The following is an 18109-nucleotide window of genomic DNA, read 5'->3' as shown; positions in this document are numbered from 1 at the left end:
TAAAAACCTAGAGTCGGTTAAACCAATTTATAGAGTATTTAAACGGTATAAATAGAGAGATTTTGGCAAAGACCAATAAATGAGAAGAAATAGTACGCATGAGCGAACTCCTTTGGCTATAAAGAAGTTTCACCACCTTACTGTCAAATAATGGTGGTGAAACGAGAGAAGGTTGACAGACTGATAGCCAAAAGATCAGCACACCCGAAGGTGTCCCCCTCCCGTTCCACCGCAGAGGGGGCACGCAGGGATGCCCACAAAAAAGAGAGACTTTTTCGTGTGCGTTGGCTATCCGACCTGTCAAAGTCGACTGGCAATGTAGGCCAGCAGGCAAAGGATAGTATTCGCTTTTCTTGTCGTCAAGCGTGGGAAATATAGTTTGTATTAAGTTCGAGCGGTTGGATGATGAGATTAGAATAAGGTTTAAAAAGTTATGTCTTATTAAAATTTATTTTTCAAAAAGTTAAATACTTTAACTTTTGTATTGATTTTAACTTTTTACCGTAATAATATTCTTCTTAGATAGTTTCGACAAATTACTTATATACAGAGGTGATTGTTTCAAGTTCTGCCCTAATTTAAGGACATCCAAATGAATGTTGAACAAGAAACAATCCTTCTAGCTGTTAATGATTTGAAGAAAATAGCTGAGGTTTTACGAAAACATAAAGAGTTTCAACTTGCTGAAATAATTGATGAATATATAAAAAATTCATCAGCTTTAGAAAATCCAAGTAATCAAGATTTTCCTGTTGACCTATATAAAGTTGTTAATACGAGTTTTAATCTTTTGAAACTTATGGAAATTCTGGAGAAAGTTTTTAATGATTTCTAACAGCGATCTCAGTTCTTCTTGCAATAGAACACGTTATTTTCTGCCCTATAAGTTTTTGGACTTCAAGATAATGGAGGTAAGTATCTTGAAAAATAAAATCTTAGCAAAGAGGAGTTAGCGTATGAAGACGTTAAACCAAAACCCTGTAATAGAAATTTCTAACTAATACTCTGAATATAAACAAGAAAATGGAGCAATCATTTTCTTGTTTGAAATAAAAAAACTGACATTTTTTTATTTCAGTTAGTAATTCAGTCGAAAAAGATCGAAATAGAAGGTAATAAGATGAAAGTATCACGTGTGTTGGATTATATTGCTCTAGCTGAATTAGCTGAAGTAACCGAGAGAGTTTTTAAAAGTACTTTTTCTCGTTTGTCCGCATACATATATACATCTATAGAACTGAGCCTAAATTTTATACCTCTATTTTTATCCAACTATCCTCAACATACCCAATATTTGATTTGCATGTCAGAACCAAATCAAACTAGCGCTCAGATGTGGGCTTCCCTAGTTCACTTTAAATCCCGATATTAAATATTAAGAATTAATTTTCTTTTTAAATTCTTCAGGTAACATTTATGACAACATATTTTTCAGGTTTCAAAATAAAAGGCTTACGGTTAAAACACAATCTACAAGCTTTAGAAGTAGCTACGGCTTTAGATATCACGCCTACTTACCTTTCTTTAATTGAATCAGGCAAAAAAAAACCATCTTCAAAAGTCTTAAAAAAAGCTGCTCAATTGTTTAATGTTACTCTAGAGGACTTTATAGAATCAGAAGAGCTAATAAATGATTTTGAAGAACTCTCAAAAAAAATTGATATTGCAAATATTATTGCCGTACTAGAAATGACCCAAAAAATGAAAGGCTAGAAGTAGTCTTATTATTATTTAATATACTGAGGTATAAAATTTTCTTCATTTCTTTCTATTTAAACTATATTCTTACCTTTTAATCTAAACAATTTAAATGACATCATGTCGAATAGCCCATGCAACCAAAACTAAAATAAAAGTAATAAGTAAACTTAAAGATGAAGATATTAATAAATACAGAAGTGCTAAGTAATTAGGACCACCTATAGTAAAAAATTGTGCATTGGCCCAATCTTTAGGAAATAAAATTGCTAAAATAAATAGAGTGATAATAAAAAATGATAAAAACCATATTGGCGCTAAATAGCGAAGCTTCCACCCTGCTTTAACTACAAAATAGCCAATGCCATATAAGAATATAAAAAAAATAGCGAAACCCAATATAGACATAGTACCTTCTTTTAAATAATAACTTACTTGTCACAACGTTAATTTAGAAAACTTTATTACGAATACTCCACACTACAATAACAAGTAGTAATGTTAATAAGGTTGAAGACATACCTGCCACAAAAAATAAATCTACTGCTCGCCAATTCAAAGATATCCTTCCATCCACAAAAAATTGGACATATCTTCCTTTAAAATAAAGTAGTAATAAAAAACCCAACCAAACAATTATAAATGTTGAAATAAAAGATAGGGCAGCCAAATGCCGAATCCTCCATTTAGTTTTAGCTATAAAGTATCCAATGACATGTGAAATTATAAAAAAATAGCGAAACCCAATATAGACATAGTATCCTCTTTAAGATTATTTTTTATATTAACTACTTGTCCCTCATTTAAAACTATTACTCTTCGGATGAAATCCAAAAAATCTTGCTCCAACTACCCATCCTGATAGATATATAAGCTTACCTAGTTCTGTTATTCCAGCAAAAAGTATGCCCCATAATATAAACCCTCCCGTTAAAATTAGAGAGAATAAAATAAAGAACAAAACAGCTAAAAGAAAAAAGACAAAGTATTTATTTAAAAATTTATCAACAGCAGATATAAAAATAGATAAAGACTTTTGAATTAAAAATATAGTATATCGGCCAACAAGTAACCCTACAAAAAAAGTAAGTATCATAATAACTATTGACACTGCTTAAGTTATTCCTTTTTTTAATATTAAAATAATTTTCTATTTCTCATTATAGTTCCTAACAAGAGATAGAACTTCATTTCTTTTCATTTGCTTATCACTTTTTATTAAGCATTTAATATGCCAATTTTTATCATTTTTATTAAAAAAGAAGATTTAATAGGAGTTAAGCAACCTAAAACCACTCAACTCCTTAGAAAGGCTTAATCAATCCATCAACTTTTTACGGCGATACAACCCACAATTCCCAGAAAATAGCGCTGCCAATAAACAAGTAATAATGGCATAAGTCGCAACATTCATTCCAAATAGCTCAACAGCTAAAATAATAGAGGTCAACGGTGCCTTACTTGCTCCAGAAAACAGACTTACCAAACCTAAGCCTGCAAGCAATGAAATAGGCAGGTTTAAAACTGCGCCTAAAGCATTACCTAATGTCGCACCCACATAAAACAACGGGGTAATTTCACCACCTTTAAAGCCTGAACCTAAAGTGATGGCAGTAAAAATAGTCTTGTTAAAAAAGTCGTAAAACTCAATCGGTACATAAAAAGATGAAATGATTTTATCTGTACCCAAACCGTTGTATTGCTGATGCGCGGTGAACAACGTAAGTAGCATAATGACAATACCACCCGCCATCGTTCTTAATGGTAAATAACGAACATATTTATAAAAGACGTCACTCGCAAAATGGATGGCCGCAATAAAAAAACGTGCGACTAAACCAAAGATCAGACCTGCCACAATTAAGTTCATGAGCGTGCCAAAATGAATGGCTGGAAATTCACTAATCACATAAAAAACATGCGGATGAACAATTTCGAATAGCTCAGGTATGGCCGAAGCAATCAGCGCCGAAACAAAACATGGAAAAATGGCTGAGTATCTTAAATTACCTAAGGCAGTAATTTCTAAACCATAGATTGCACCTGCCAGAGGCAAGCCAAATACCCCCGCAAATCCCGCGCCAATACTGGCGATTAAGCAAATTTTTCGATTATCTTCCGAGATTTTTAAAATATGGCTCAGGTGGTCAATTAAAGCACCCGAAAGTTGAACTGCTGGTGCCTCTCGCCCTGCCGAACCACCAAACAACTGCGTTAAAATTGAGGTGATAAAAATGATGGGGCTCATTCGTTTTGGAATAAACGACTTGGGTTGGTGAATTTCATCTATGAGTAAATGAGTTCCGCGTTCAATGGGCGAACCATATTTTTTAATGAGGTAACCAATACCAAAACCTACAAAAGGCAAGAAATAAATAAGCCAGTGATGCAGGCTTCTCACTTTATTTGAAATATCAAAAGCTACAAAAATTAAAGTCGATGCTAACCCTGCAACGACTCCAATCACAATCGAAATGACGAGCCAGTAGACACTGTATTTTAGAATTTGATCATATTCAGATGAAGGTAGAATTTTCATTCGCTTTCTTCAATTCGCCTTTGAGTGAGTGCCAAATTCTCAAATTGTTTTTATGCTGCCAGCTCATTAAGTGAGAAATGCTTAAACTGGGCTAAAAATTAAAGCCCGCATATGCGAGCTTTCAATACAGTGATTAATTTTTAGTATCACCAAACTGTGACAAATATCTCATAATTACTGTATTTTTTCAAGACGAAATTCGTTAACGACAACCTCGAAAAAATGCCTCACTGACTTAATAGATAAAGGTTATGTTGAGTCTTAGCGAACTAAGACTCAATCAATTTAAAACAGTTCAAAGCTTAGTGAATACTCGCAATAGCAGTTTCAGCATGGCAGGTCACGCCTTTCTCGGCACTAATCTGAATAACACCACTGCGGTGTGCCAATACCTGCACTTCCATTTTCATGGCTTCCATAATGGCAACCACTTGCCCTTCTGTCACTTGCTCACCATTTTCAACTTTCCAAGCACTAATCACACCATTAATTGGGGCAAGTAAATGCTCTGCACTGACTTCTGGCTCGGCAGTCTGCGCTTGAGCTGCGGTTGCTGGCCCTTGTGCAAACATGCCCGCAGGTAAACCTAGACGGTGTAACTTGCCATCAATTTCAATGTAGCTGAGCAGCATTGGTTGTTGATGGTTTGGAATGCCACGTTTGGTTGGCTTTAACTCTTGTTTAAAGTCATTTTCGATCCAGCGTGTATGTACATTAAATTCATCTGTAAAGTCAGGTTCATTAAGTACCGCACGGTGGAAGTCTAAAACCGACGCCACGCCTTCAATTTTGAATTGTTTCAAAGCACGTTTCGCACGGGCAATTGCAACTTCGCGGGTTGGACCAGTCACAATCAGTTTTGCCATGAGTGAGTCAAAGTGGCTAGATACTAATGAACCCGTGCGAACGCCAGTGTCCACGCGTACACCGTTACCAAACGGCGCTTCAAACAAACTCAACACACCAAAGGCCGGAATAAACCCACGCGCTGGGTCTTCGGCATTAATGCGAAACTCAATGGCATGGCCTTGTGCTTTCGGTGTTTCTTTAATAGAAAGCTCATGGCCTTGTGCCACGCGAATTTGCTCAACGACCAAATCCACTTTGGAAGTTTCTTCGGTCACTGGGTGCTCAACTTGCAAACGTGTGTTTACTTCTAAGAATGAAAGCTTGCCATCACGACTCAGTAAATATTCAACTGTTCCCGCACCGACATAGTTTGCGGCCTGACAAATATTTTTTGCCGAGCTTAAAATTTGCTGATAAATCTCATCGCTAATAAATGGCGCTGGTGCTTCTTCGACTAACTTCTGGTTACGGCGTTGCAACGAGCAATCACGTGTACCCAGTACCACAATATTGCCATGTTGGTCGGCTATTACTTGCGCTTCTACATGGCGCGGTTTATCAAGATATTGCTCGACAAAACACTCACCACGACCAAAGGCAGCTTTTGCCTCTCGCACTGCCGACTCATACAGCTCTTTGACTTCTTCGAGTTTCCACGCGACTTTTAAGCCGCGGCCACCACCACCAAACGCGGCTTTAATGGCAATTGGTAAACCATATTGTTTGGCAAACTCTAAAGCTTCATCTGCATTATTAAGTGGGTCTTGTGTACCCTGAACCAACGGCGCACCAACCGAAGCTGCAATTTTACGTGCTTCGATTTTATCACCTAGTTTTTCAATGGCACTTGAAGATGGCCCTACCCATTTTAAGCCCGCGTCAATCACAGCTTGGGCAAATTCGGCACGTTCAGATAAAAAGCCATAACCCGGATGGACCATGGTTGCTTTCGATTTTTTTGCAACTTCGATAATGGCTGGAATATTTAAATAGGTTTCACTGGCAGTCGCACCAGCCAAGCCCCATGCTTCATCTGCAAGTTCAACATGCATGCTGCCAATGTCATCATCTGCATATAATGCGACCGATGAAATTCCCATGTCACGACAAGCATGGATAATACGAACGGCAATTTCACCACGGTTAGCAATCAATAATTTTTCTGTATTCATCATTCATTCTCAAAATCTGTAAATTCGGCAATTTTTTTAAATTTGATGCAGCAACCTGCTGGAATCTGTGCCACCAAGTCCCATTGGTGTTTAGCAACTGAAGCAATGACCGGATATCCGCCTGTTAAAGGATGATCATTCATAAACAAAACTGGCTGCCCACTCGGTGGAATTTGCAAAGCGCCAATGCATGTGCCTTCACTTTCCAGTTCATGGGTAATTTTGCGAGTTAAAGGCTGTGTACCTGAAAGTCTTAGCCCGACGCGGTTGCTTTCATTGGTCACGAGCCATTCTTGCTGACAGAGCAGCTCAATACTGTCTTGTTCGAACCAGTCTGTACGTGGGCCCATCACAATATCTAGCTCAACCACTTCGCCAGCTTTTGGCAAATCACTTTTACCCGCTTCATTTACACTAATGTTGGTCGCCTTCACCTGTCCTTGGTAAATGGTATCTCCAAGCTTTAATGGTTCTGGCCCTAATACCGCCAAGCTGTCAAACGAAGCACTATTGAGTACTGGTTCAACGTCTATACCACCACGAACGGCCAGATAGTTTCTTAGGCCTGCTGTTGGTGGTTGAATGTGAAATTCATCGCCTTCATCCAAATCAATCGGTTGATAGCTTGAAAAGTCTGCGGTTTGACCATCGGCAAATTTCACACGAATGTTTGAGATAGCCCCAGCAACCGCAATAACACCTGCATGCTGCATTTTGGCTTTTAGGCCGCCATTTAAAACTTCAATGACAGGTGTATCGGTTGGGTTACCCACAATACGGTTGGCACTATGCATGGCAGATAAATCCATTGCACCAGCCACGCCAACACCAATATTGGTCTGGTTTAAACGCCCTTCGTCTTGAATAAGCATTTGTAAACTTGGCGCGGTAATTGTAAATAGTGGCACCGATTGTTTCGGCTCAGCCTTACGTGTGATTTGCTGCGGTACAGTCACCGTAGTTGGATGATGCGTAACATCTTCAAAATGTACAGTCATGCCTGGTAACAGCAATGCAGGATTTTTACGCTCTAAATCCCACATTTTTTCTGTTGTTGTACCAATCAGCTGCCAACCACCCGGACTGTCTTTTGGGTAAATACCAGAGTATTTTCCAGCCAACCCCAAAGAGCCTGACGGTATTTTTTTACGGGGAACCGTTAAGCGTGGAATATCGGTAAAAGGCTTATCGGGACTGCTCATATACGCAAAGCCCGGCGCAAACCCAATAAAAGCCACATTCCACACGCTTTGGTGATGTTTTCTAATCACATCAGCAACAGTCAGCCCTTGTAACTCGGCAACTTGCGCAAGGTCTTCGCCATCATAACGAATCGGTACAATTACTTCTTGACCGCTACGCTCAAATCCAGAATCAATTTTGAGGCTCTGAATTGAAGCAACTAGCGTTTTAAAACTGATTTCGATCTCATTAAAAAAAACCAAAATTGTTTTTGCAGCGGGGACTAAGTCTTTAATTCCATTCAATTGCGTATTTTGCAATTTATTGTACAACGCCAATGTTTCTTCTAAGCTCGCAAGCTCAATTAGAAAACAATCGGCGTTTACCGATAAAAAACGCATTTGCTTATCCTTTTAATTCTTCTTTAGTCCAATTAGCCAATCCAAGCACGGTCAGGAATGTCGGTAATAAACATATGACCCGGAGCATGGCTAATCGCAAAAGGAATTTTCGAGTTTATAACGGCGGCTTGCGGTGTTACGCCACATGCCCAAAACACTGGAATTTCACCTGCTTCAATACGGGAAGCATCACCAAAGTCTGGCTTATTTACATCCTTAATGCCTAAGCTTTCAGGGTGACCAATATGTACAGGTGCCCCATGTACACTTGGCATACGCGCTGTAATTTTTACCGCTTCACTAATTTGATGAGATGGAATTGGTCGCATGGAAACCACCATGTTTCCTGAAATACGCCCTGCTGGTTCGCACTTTATATTGCTCAAATACATCGGCACATTGGTGTCATCATGAATATGACGAACTTCAATACCTGCTTCTTGCAAAGCGGTTTCAAATGAAAAACTACAACCAATTAAAAAAGTCACCAAATCAGGATGAGCATTATAAATTTCTCTCGCATCGGTCACTTCATCGACCATTTCGCCATCTTTCCAAATGCGATACCGCGGAAAGTCAGTTCGAATGTCTGAATCTGCTGCAAGCTTAGTTGCATAAATACCTTCTTCGAGCACATCAAGCACCGGACAGCTTTGCGGGTTACGGTGTGCATAGAGTAAAAAGTCATATGCCCAATCTCTTGGCACTGAAATCATGTTGACCTGCGTCATGCCCGCAGCCATGCCTGCTGTCGGTTTATCAAAGCCAGCACGAATTTTTAAACGTGCATCTAATGCGGCTTCAAGCTGAGCTGGGTCGACTTTAATATCCTTATACATTGCGCTCTTCCTTATGCTTTATTTACAAATGGGCGAATTTCAATATTATTTTTTACAAGCTCGGCTTTAATGGCAGCCGACATTTCTAGTGCACCGTCGGTATCGCCGTGTAAGCAAATCGTGTCAGCCTGAATTGGGGTAAATACACCATCAATTGACTCGACCCCACCATTTTTAAGCATAGACACCACACGACTCGCAACAAATCCCGAGTCGTGTAAAACCGCACCTTCTAGACGGCGAGACACCAATGAACCATCACTGTTATAGGCACGGTCTGCAAATGCTTCAGATACTACTTTTAAACCAGCCGCACGTGCCTGCTCGACTAAGTTAGACCCCGCCAAAGCCACCAAAACCAGTTCAGGGTCATACATTTTAATGGCATCAATCACTGCTGCTGCCTGAGCTTGATCATGTGCAATCGTGTTGTAGAGTGCGCCGTGTGGTTTAACGTACTGCACTTTTGAGCCTGCCACTTTCGCTAAACCATCGAGCGCAGAAATTTGGTAAAGCACATCGGCAATGAGTTCATCACGTGACAAATCCATATTACGGCGGCCAAAGCCTACAAGGTCTGGGTAAGACACATGAGCACCGATGGTCACGCCAAGTTCAACCGCTTTACGAACTGTTTTTAAAATGCCGAGCGGATCACCAGCATGAAAACCACAAGCAATGTTCGCACTGGTCACGACAGGTAAAATCTGGTCATCGTTACCCATTTTCCATGAGCCAAAGCTTTCACCCAAATCACTATTTAAATCTACAAACATGGCATTATTCCTTTATCACTTAACAAAGTCTGGCTTAAAGCTTGGTCAAATAGTTAAACACTGTCGTAAATGACATATAACCCATCCACCACGTTAACAGACATGTTAATCCACCTAAAATAAGCAACCACTTTGGATAGTTATAATTACCCATTAAATCTTTACGGCATGCAGCCACATACACAAAAATTGTAAGACCAATTGGCAACACCAAACCGTTAAAACCACCCACAAAAATGAGTAGACCCGCCGGAGTTGCACCCAATAACACATAGAGCAATAAAGCCAATGCGATAAAGGTAATGGTCGTATAGTTGGTTTGTTTTGGTGTTAAGTTCTTTTTAAATGCAGTAAAGAATGAAACTGAGGTATATGCTGCACCAATCGTGCTACTAATACCTGCTGCCCAGAAAATTAAACCAAATAATTTAAAACCAAATGTGCCTGCCGCATATTGGAATGCTTGGGCTGCCGGGTTGGCATCGTGACTGGCTAAATCAATATGAGCACCGCTTACCACCACACCTAAGAATGCTAAGAACAACACATAACGCATAATGCCGACGACAACAATGCCCTTGGTCGCAGCTTTGGCAACTTCATTAATATTTTCAGGTCCAACAGCACCTTTATCGAGTAAACGGTGTGCTCCGGCATAACAGATATAACCACCAACTGTACCGCCAACAATCGTAGTAATAATGGCAAAGTCGATCTGATCTGGAGCAAAGGTTTGCTGAACTGCTTGCCCAACAGGAGGCATTACAATGACGGCCACAATAATAATCAGCAAGATTTTAAGCAATCCCAACACGATCATGCTTTTATCCATGGCAAGCGTGGCTTTTTTAGAAGCAAAAATCAAAATGGCTAAGGCGCCACTTAAAATACCGCCCCACTTTGTGTCTAGGCCAAAAAGTGCATTTAAACCTAAAGCTGCACCTGCAATATTACCGACACTAAAGAAAAAACCACCCAAAATCACCAGAAACGCCAGTAAATAACCACTACCCGGTAAGGCTTTATTGGCAATATCAGATGCACGCATCTGGGTAAGTGTCACCACTCGCCAGATATTTTGTTGGACGACATAATCAATCAAAATAGAAATTAAAATTGCAAAGCCAAATGCAGCACCTAACTTAACTGTAAATACAGCAGTTTGGGTTAAAAATCCTGGCCCCATTGCAGAGGTCGCCATCATAAAAATTGAGGCAACAATGGCCCATTGGCGATCTGATAAAAAAGAAGATTTCAGTAAAGACATATTAATGCGTTCCTCATCCATTTGAGCTTAACAACGCTATTTTCAAATTGAATCAAGAACATCATTTTTTGTCCCAAACGATATTCTTTAATCCTTTTAAATGACAAAGATTCCCTGTTCCCCAATCAACACAATCGGTGATCAAATCTTGTGTTTAAAATAAAAACATAGCTAATCCCTACGAACAATAAGACTTTTTACAGAAATTTAAAATTTTAAACTATTGATTTTTATAAACTTATCTTCAAAAGGAAGAGTGGGATAAATTTTACTTATTGAAGTACATAAGCTGCTTTTATCGTTTTACCTACAAAACAGCTTTTTTTAATAAGGAAAAATAGGGATAAAAAGCATTCAAGAAACATCTTATTTTTTAATTTGTTCATTGAGTCTTTTCATGGCACTTTCTGAAACCTGAACCGCTACTTCAGTTAATTTTTCTTTCAAAGCAACGTCATTACCATGAATATAAATAGACGTGAAATGAAAGGTTTTTAAACGGATGGGCGTATTTAATATTTCCAATCGTCCGTCGGTAATTTCCTTTAATGCCGTTAAAGTTGGCACGACCGCAATACCCAAACCTTGCTCAGCTAGACGCAATAACGTCGCTAAAGAATAACTGGTAATAGAAAGTGGTTCATCAATCCCCTTTTCTTTCATTTTTGCCTTTAATTCTTTATAGGGATAGGTAATTTTGGGATAGGTTAAAATGGTATGCGACATTAAGGTTTTAAAAGACATTTGCCCAATTCCACCTTTAAAAGATGGTGCCGCCAAGAAACTCAGTTCAAAGTTACAAAGCGACTGCTCAATACATTCAAAAGCCAAAGTTGGCCCAAGCAAAAAGGCCATATCCAAGTCGCCTGTACGTACCCCTTCTTGTAAGTTAGGGGTCAGATCTACCACAATTTCAACCGAAACTTTTGGGAATTCCTGTTGAACTTTTTCGATATATTCAACCAACCACGTATACACAATGGTTTCGGAAACGCCTAAACGTATGGTTCCGGTCAGGTGCTGATTTTCGGTAAGCTCTGCAACCAAATCAGTTTCTAAACGCATAAACTTTTCAGCATACTTAAATAATGTCATGCCTTTATGGGTCAGTTTAAACTGCCGCAAGCTTCGGTCTAAAACTTTAAAACCTAATTCATTTTCAAGAGATGTGATTTTTTGAGATACCGCAGGCTGCGTGGTTTGTAATTTAGTTGCTGCCTTATTGAAGCTATTTAAAGTCACCACCCAGTAAAATGCTTCAAGATTCTTTAAATTCACGTTGCGTCCTGTCTTAAAAATTCCTTTACTTTTATAGTATGTAAGCTTTTAGCTGAGTTAGGCTACCCATTTATTCGTTTTTAGTTAAATTTGATTTATTTCACTTAAAAAATAACGTTGAGCTTTTGATAGAAACTTACTTAAAGCTAAATGTATTCAATGTTTTCATTCTTCTAAAATCTACAAATATAAAATACTGTAAATTGCATCAACCGCCCTTAAGGACGGTTGATCGTTATAAATTAAAAGTAATTGAAGGTAATTTTTATAACATCACACGTGGTTACTGTGCTGCATTCACACCAACAATAAACTGGCTACAATTTGAACCTTCAGAAGCATTACCTAATTGCTTTTCAGAAAACTTAAATTTTGATGCAACAGAAGCATAATCTTTTTTAAGGGTTTGACCTGTGAGCTCACCTAACTCTTTCACTTGTTCAGGCTTCAAGATTTCATGTTCAACTGCCTGATTCACCATTACACATGCGGTGGTCATCGCATCATAACGTGCGGCCGTTTTAGAGTAACCTATCGCACCGACTACACCACCAATAATTAAACCAACCACTACAGCCAAAGTTACATGCATTTTATTCATTTTAAATACCTAAAAAATCAAACTAAAAAGGAGCACTTTAAGAGTTTGTGCTCAAGCCTGATTAAGATAACTACTTTTTCTTGATCATAAAAGTTACAATCTTTCAGTTTTATTGATAGTTAATGTAATCATTTTACATTTTAATTCTTTGAATATTTACTTAAATACTCTCAAAGAAGATTAAATATTTTTTTTGTTTCTTCTGCCTTTTTAAAATAATTAAGTTTTAAAAACTGGATTATAAAACTTATGAAATTTATATAGATATATTAGGTTTGATAGGCCAAAATGAATGTGTACTTTAAAACTATTTTATAAAAAACTGTAAATGAGTCTGAATATAAGAGGACATTTAATGAAGAACTTTCTCACCAAGAAAATGTACGCAACTAGAGCTTTATTTTTTGCTGTAGGTGTTATGGCTTTGAATGTTTCCCCTATTGCTATTTCTACTACTCATGCAGCGACAGAACAAAAAATGGATAATTTATCGACTACACTTTCATTAATTTTTGCAGATAAACCCATAGAAGCTTCTTTATTTAGCCCTCAATTTTTAGGACAAGTTCCCATCACACAAATTCAAAAAATTGTTGATGATTTAAAAGTCTCTTTAGGTGCTCTTAAAAGTATTAATGTTTCAAATGGCTCTGGGACTATTAATTTCGAAAAGGGAGAATTACCCGTTTCAATTAGCTTAAATGAGCAAGGACAAATTAGTACTCTTTGGTTTAGCGCGCCTCATTTTAAGACAATAAGCCTAGACGAAATGGTTAAAGATCTACATGAAAATGCAATCGGTAAAACATCTCTTTTAGTTATTGTAGATAACAAGCCTGTGGTTGTAGAAAACGATAAAACTCCTATGGCTGTCGGTTCGACTTTTAAGTTACTGGTTTTAAAAGCTTATGAAGATGCGATAAAAAAAGGCGAATTAAAAAGAGAAACTATTGTTTCTTTAAAAGAAAAGAATCGCTCATTGCCAACTGGAGTTTTACAAAACTTGCCTGCTGGTACGCCTGTAAATCTCGAACTTCTTGCACAGTTAATGATACAAATTAGCGATAATACAGCAACCGATAGCTTGATAGAGGTATTAAAGAAACCTCGTATAGAAGAGTTGTCACCTAGAAATTCTCCTCTGCTGACGACACGAGAGCTATTTCAACTGATTGATCCAAGTAATGGAAAGCTCAGAAATAAGTTTAAAACAGGAACAAAGTCGGCTCGTCTGGAAGCACTCTCTGAGCTAGACAAACTGCCACTACCAAGTGTGAGTAGCATTGGAAAATCGGCTACTTGGCAAGATGCTGAATGGTATATGTCAGCCCATGAGATTTGTCCTCTTCTTGAAAGTGTTCAAGATGCTCCGGCTCTGAACAGTTCTTTAAATCCACTTTTTAAAAATTTAAATTGGCAAAAGATCGGTTTCAAAGGTGGTTCCGAATATGGCGTCATCAACTTCTCCGTGATTGGAAAAACTCAAAAAGGCCATAAAGTGTGTGCCGTATTTACCGCAAATGGAAATGAGCCACAGCCTGAGTCAAAACTAGCCATATTATTTACAGGCATACTTCAAGCTGTTGATTCTATGAATCATTAGACATAAAAGATTAAAAAATTGAAGATAATATTTAAAGGAAGAATAATGGAAATTTCATTAAGATTCGCGAACACTGCCGATCTAAAAGCTATAAACGAACGCTATGCCGAAATTGATTTTGTACCATCACATGATGATGAACTTATTGTACTAGCTTCTATTAGTGAGAAAACTGTTGGGCAAGGTAGAGTTGTAGGTATTGATGCTAACAGCGGCGAGCTTGGTGGAATTTATGTTTTTCCGGGCAATGAAGGGTTAGGAATCGCCCGTAAGGTAGTTGATTTCTTAATTAAAAATTCAGATTTTTCTATGCTTTACTGTTTACCTTTTGCCGAGTTAGAGGGCTTTTACGGCTCTATGGGTTTTGCTGCTGTAAAAGACATGGCTCAGGTTCCAAAAGCTATACTAAAAAAACATGAGTGGTGTAACAGTAATTACGACAAACCCGTTTTACTTTTAGAAAGAAATAAATAAAAGAATATCTATAAAAAAACCGCCCCAGAAGGCGGTGGCTGAATTTAAACCAGCAATATATAGAAGTATGGTGGACGAATACTTCTATATTCTTTTACGAAGGAGTTTTATTGGTTTTCATAAAATCTTCCGATTTAAAATATTTAATAATCATATCTGCATGCTCTTCTTTAGGAGGAGCAACAGTCATAGGAAATGATTCTTTAGAAATTTTAAATCCGTGCGGAATTAATTGTGAAATTGGTGGAAATTTAGGTTTTCCGCCATCGGTAATTCGCTCGATAAAACTTGCTAACCAGAGCAAATACTCTCCTTCGTTTTCAAACTTCGGCATTACACTTAGATCAACTTTGACTTTACATTCACTAAGAGGCTTCGTGAGCTGCTCGTCAAAATCAATATAATTGAACTTAAGTTTAAACTCAGTCCCTTTAATGGCCTTACGTATCTGACTGATTAAACAATTCAGATTTTGTGTAAGGTCATTGGTGAATAAGTCGTCTTTTTTAATATTCTTATAAACCTTTTCAGCCACGGCTAAATACTTTGGCATTTTTACCCTCCTCAATCTCAATTGTTATAAAGTTTTGATCTTAAAATGTTTTATGGTTCTGATTATGATTAAACAAATGTAAAGGAGTGAAACAATATTATACTCAAACGTAAGTAGTTAAAGCTTTATGTAAAGACTATTGAACAATCACCTAAAAAAATTATGGTTTTGATAACTCATCCGCAATTTTTTTAAAAATATTATTATCTTTTGAAATATTTATTTTCAATTAAAATTTACCATTTGGTAAAATTAATAGGGTCTCATTTGCTGATCTCGTCTTACGAGTCCTAAAACTGATCTACGAACTCTTATTTCATCTTCAGAAAATGGTAAATGCTCTTTTAGCTCATCTATAGAAAGTGAATTATTTTCTATTAAAAAACAGTCTTGTTCGGTCGTCCAACGTGAAGCTATTGATTCGGTTTGTTTCCAGTAACGTTTCATATGCCCTAGTAAATTAATCAGTCTAAAAGCTTACGATGAGTACAAGCTTTTTATAGATTTTGTGCGGAAAGAAGAATAGGAATAGTACCGAAATACTCAAAAATAAAAAAGCCAAACACCTCAATAAAGCACTGTTTGGCCTTTCATAAAAACTGGTTTAATCCAACTCTAATTGTTGTCTCAATTTTAAAATATCGACTAGTCCTTTATCCCTTTTTTGAGATAAATCGATATCTTTATAATGTGTTAAAAGTTCTTTAGTTTGTTCTTCTAGCAACTCAGTAGTTTCTTCAGAGTGCTGAAAATTTTGCATATCATTCCACCATTCGGTCATAGGTGGTCCTAAATGGTGAATTGCCTCTTTAAACCCCTTCTGATTGGCAAGTTCCATATTTATATAGGGGCCAAATAAAGCCCATCTCAGCCCAGGCCCACTGGTGATTGCGATATCAACATCTTCTGCCGAACACACCCCTTCTTTAACCAGTGAAAACGCCTCTCGCCACAAAGCAGCTTGTAAACGATTTGCTACATGCCCTTTAACTTCTTTATTTAAAACAATCGGATGCTTACCCAAACTTTGATAAAACTCGGAAGCTTTCTTTAAAATTTGCGGATCTGTTAATTTTCCACCCACAATTTCAACCAAAGGTAATAGATGAGGTGGGTTAAATGGATGACCTAAAAAAATACGCTCGGGATGAGTTGCATCTTTTTGAAAGTCAGAAACTTTTAGACCTGAAGAGCTTGAAGCAATTAGTGTTTTTTCAGGGCAATATGAAGTGATTCCTTGATATAAATTTTGCTTTAAATCTAACCGTTCCGGTGCATTTTCTTGAATAAAATCGGCATCAATCACCGCATCTTTTAAGTTGTTGTAAAGCTCTAAATTTAGAAAAATATCTTGTAAATGATGACTTGAATCTGTTTGCTGATCTAAAGCGAGCAAATCACTAAGATTTGCCTGTATTCTCTTTTTAAATAATTCTTCGTCTATTGGATAAGGGTCATACACCTTTACCTTAAAGCCTTTATATAAAAATAATGCTGTCCAGCTTGCACCAATGGCACCGACACCAACCACACCGATTGTTTTAATTCCTTCCATATCTTCCTCGTGACCTTATTACTTCAAAACTTTTCTTATTCCCTTTCATGACTATAAAAATAGTCGACTTCTTACCTTTTCTCAGTTATTCAAAGCCAATTTATAATAAGCACGCCTAACCAAAACTTCATACCATTATTGTACTTTTCTTGCATTACCTTCATTTTTTAAGCAAATTTTGGCTACCGCTTGCAGCCCTATAAGCACTAAGGGGGTATAATTGGCAAGATTTTGAGCCATTTAGCTTTAATATGACGAATACATTTTGTGACCACACGCAAGTTGAAGTGGTATCTACTTTTGCTGAACTTGTGAATACACATTTTCAGGGAAATAAGAATGCTATTTGTTGGCACAGAAATTTGGTAGGCGACTTTAAAGAAATTGTGGCTAAACTTAAGTTAAAAGAAAATATTACCGAAATTTCTACTGAAGACCTGTTAGCACTTGAGCTTTCAGAACAAGGTGATTTAGCTCGAGATATTATTTTAAAAGACATGCAGCTCTTAACTGATATGGGGGCATCACCTGTACTTAATTTACTTAAGCATTATGAACGTGATGAAGAGCTCGATTTTATTTCAACAGATGTCTATTCATTTCATGTTGATCGTTCCCCTATTGAAACCGACACATTCTTATGTACTTATCACGGCGCTGCTAGCGATATTGTGCCGAATGATCAGGTTGAACAAAAAGTTTTAATTCCAGAAATTAGAGAAAAGCTCAAAGCTTTACACGACGGCCCAGAAGCGGAATTTGAAAGCTTTTTAGCAGAGTATTTTTTTGATTTACATTATCAGCCTAAACCCGATGCACAACCTATAAATTTAGGTATTGGACATATTTGGCGTTTAGCAGTAGATCATCCCACTCAAAAGGTTTTACCGTGTGTGCATCGGGCACCTGTTGAAAAAGATGGTGAATATCGGTTGCTATTGATTTGTTAGGTATTTCAATATCTTATATAAAACCAGTCAAAAACCAAAAATTACTTTTAGAATCGTGAATAATTTCTGGTGGTTAAACCACAATAAAAAGATAAAACTGAGCATTTACCAAAAATAAAATAATAAAAAATTATGATTTAAAGTAGTTGACCCTCACGTAACGTAAGCCCCTAGCATAAAACACGCCTAAGGAAGAAGGAGCTAAAAAGATGCTGTTAAAAGTTGGTGAATTGGCTAAGCAAACAGGACTTACTGTCCGTGCTCTTCATCACTATGACGATATCGGTTTACTTCAGCCTTCGGCCCGTTCCGATGCTGGTTATCGATTATATACCCGTAAAGACATTACTCGTTTGCATCAAATTCAAGCAT

At 37.4% G+C, this 18109-nt stretch carries 19 protein-coding genes; 6 read left to right on the top strand and 13 right to left on the bottom strand.

From position 1 onward, the window contains the following. Nucleotides 1-592 precede the first annotated feature (592 nt). Together R5R67_RS17430 and R5R67_RS17425 are read left to right on the top strand one after the other, a co-directional pair. A complete protein-coding gene (locus R5R67_RS17430; RefSeq protein ID WP_001100269.1) occupies nucleotides 593-835 on the top strand; it encodes a hypothetical protein in 243 nt (80 codons plus the stop codon). Nucleotides 836-1416: 581 nt separating this feature from the next. Then, nucleotides 1417-1713 carry a helix-turn-helix domain-containing protein gene (locus R5R67_RS17425; RefSeq protein ID WP_000214750.1) on the top strand — a complete coding sequence of 99 codons (297 nt, stop codon included), beginning with the start codon at nucleotides 1417-1419 and terminating at the stop codon, nucleotides 1711-1713. 93 nt (nucleotides 1714-1806) lie between these two features. Here the strand turns inward: R5R67_RS17425 and R5R67_RS17420 are convergent, their stop codons facing one another. The 10 genes from R5R67_RS17420 to R5R67_RS17375 form a co-directional block, all read right to left on the bottom strand. Beyond that, nucleotides 1807-2106: a hypothetical protein gene (locus R5R67_RS17420; RefSeq protein WP_000025440.1), complete on the bottom strand. Its 300-nt coding sequence runs from the start codon at nucleotides 2104-2106 to the stop codon at nucleotides 1807-1809. Between the two features lie 391 nt (nucleotides 2107-2497). Beyond that, on the bottom strand, nucleotides 2498-2809 hold the full coding sequence (locus R5R67_RS17415; RefSeq protein ID WP_025466922.1) for a hypothetical protein: 312 nt from the start codon (nucleotides 2807-2809) through the stop codon (nucleotides 2498-2500). A gap of 207 nt (nucleotides 2810-3016) precedes the next feature. After that, nucleotides 3017-4237, bottom strand: a complete 1221-nt coding sequence (locus tag R5R67_RS17410; RefSeq protein WP_000698622.1) for a chloride channel protein — start codon at nucleotides 4235-4237, stop codon at nucleotides 3017-3019. 302 nt (nucleotides 4238-4539) lie between these two features. After that, nucleotides 4540-6258 (bottom strand): acetyl/propionyl/methylcrotonyl-CoA carboxylase subunit alpha, encoded by a 1719-nt coding sequence (locus R5R67_RS17405; RefSeq protein WP_031950569.1) that lies wholly within the window; start codon nucleotides 6256-6258, stop codon nucleotides 4540-4542. After that, nucleotides 6258-7841, bottom strand: coding sequence for an urea amidolyase family protein (locus R5R67_RS17400; RefSeq protein ID WP_318755035.1), 1584 nt, complete (start codon nucleotides 7839-7841; stop codon nucleotides 6258-6260). Before R5R67_RS17400 ends, R5R67_RS17405 begins: the two co-directional genes overlap by 1 nt. A gap of 32 nt (nucleotides 7842-7873) precedes the next feature. Then, nucleotides 7874-8680, bottom strand: coding sequence for a putative hydro-lyase (locus tag R5R67_RS17395; protein ID WP_000276197.1), 807 nt, complete (start codon nucleotides 8678-8680; stop codon nucleotides 7874-7876). A gap of 11 nt (nucleotides 8681-8691) precedes the next feature. After that, nucleotides 8692-9456 carry a LamB/YcsF family protein gene (locus tag R5R67_RS17390; RefSeq protein ID WP_000496068.1) on the bottom strand — a complete coding sequence of 255 codons (765 nt, stop codon included), beginning with the start codon at nucleotides 9454-9456 and terminating at the stop codon, nucleotides 8692-8694. A 34-nt stretch (nucleotides 9457-9490) separates the two neighbouring features. Beyond that, nucleotides 9491-10744, bottom strand: coding sequence for an NRAMP family divalent metal transporter (locus tag R5R67_RS17385; protein ID WP_001987220.1), 1254 nt, complete (start codon nucleotides 10742-10744; stop codon nucleotides 9491-9493). A 345-nt stretch (nucleotides 10745-11089) separates the two neighbouring features. Beyond that, nucleotides 11090-12001, bottom strand: coding sequence for a LysR family transcriptional regulator MumR (mumR, locus tag R5R67_RS17380; protein WP_001049897.1), 912 nt, complete (start codon nucleotides 11999-12001; stop codon nucleotides 11090-11092). Nucleotides 12002-12284: 283 nt separating this feature from the next. Further along, nucleotides 12285-12602 carry a hypothetical protein gene (locus R5R67_RS17375; protein WP_001038418.1) on the bottom strand — a complete coding sequence of 106 codons (318 nt, stop codon included), beginning with the start codon at nucleotides 12600-12602 and terminating at the stop codon, nucleotides 12285-12287. A 355-nt stretch (nucleotides 12603-12957) separates the two neighbouring features. On the opposite strand from R5R67_RS17375, the gene R5R67_RS17370 reads away from it, so the two are divergent. Then, entirely contained in the window at nucleotides 12958-14205 is a 1248-nt protein-coding gene (locus R5R67_RS17370; protein WP_002040945.1) for a serine hydrolase, read from the top strand. Between the two features lie 45 nt (nucleotides 14206-14250). Then, the gene (locus R5R67_RS17365; RefSeq protein WP_000406265.1) at nucleotides 14251-14679 is read left to right on the top strand and encodes a GNAT family N-acetyltransferase; all 429 of its coding nucleotides are present in this window, start codon (nucleotides 14251-14253) and stop codon (nucleotides 14677-14679) included. Nucleotides 14680-14773: 94 nt separating this feature from the next. On the opposite strand, the gene R5R67_RS17360 is transcribed toward R5R67_RS17365, so the two are convergent. The 3 genes from R5R67_RS17360 to R5R67_RS17350 form a co-directional block, all read right to left on the bottom strand. Beyond that, nucleotides 14774-15232: a hypothetical protein gene (locus R5R67_RS17360; RefSeq protein WP_001127330.1), complete on the bottom strand. Its 459-nt coding sequence runs from the start codon at nucleotides 15230-15232 to the stop codon at nucleotides 14774-14776. A 252-nt stretch (nucleotides 15233-15484) separates the two neighbouring features. Then, on the bottom strand, nucleotides 15485-15679 hold the full coding sequence (locus R5R67_RS17355) for a hypothetical protein (RefSeq protein ID WP_001984101.1): 195 nt from the start codon (nucleotides 15677-15679) through the stop codon (nucleotides 15485-15487). Nucleotides 15680-15836: 157 nt separating this feature from the next. After that, the gene (locus tag R5R67_RS17350) at nucleotides 15837-16787 is read right to left on the bottom strand and encodes a 3-hydroxyacyl-CoA dehydrogenase NAD-binding domain-containing protein (RefSeq protein WP_000398493.1); all 951 of its coding nucleotides are present in this window, start codon (nucleotides 16785-16787) and stop codon (nucleotides 15837-15839) included. A gap of 251 nt (nucleotides 16788-17038) precedes the next feature. On the opposite strand from R5R67_RS17350, the gene R5R67_RS17345 reads away from it, so the two are divergent. Further along, nucleotides 17039-17737: a DUF1826 domain-containing protein gene (locus tag R5R67_RS17345; protein WP_000185542.1), complete on the top strand. Its 699-nt coding sequence runs from the start codon at nucleotides 17039-17041 to the stop codon at nucleotides 17735-17737. Nucleotides 17738-17946: 209 nt separating this feature from the next. Then, the coding region (locus R5R67_RS17340; protein ID WP_318755037.1) for a MerR family DNA-binding transcriptional regulator at nucleotides 17947-18109 on the top strand (163 nt) is incomplete at its 3' end.

It is taken from the genome of Acinetobacter sp. OYA S30 (assembly GCF_033599315.1).
Taxonomy (GTDB): domain Bacteria; phylum Pseudomonadota; class Gammaproteobacteria; order Pseudomonadales; family Moraxellaceae; genus Acinetobacter; species Acinetobacter baumannii.
This window is presented reverse-complemented; position numbering and strand designations above follow the sequence as displayed.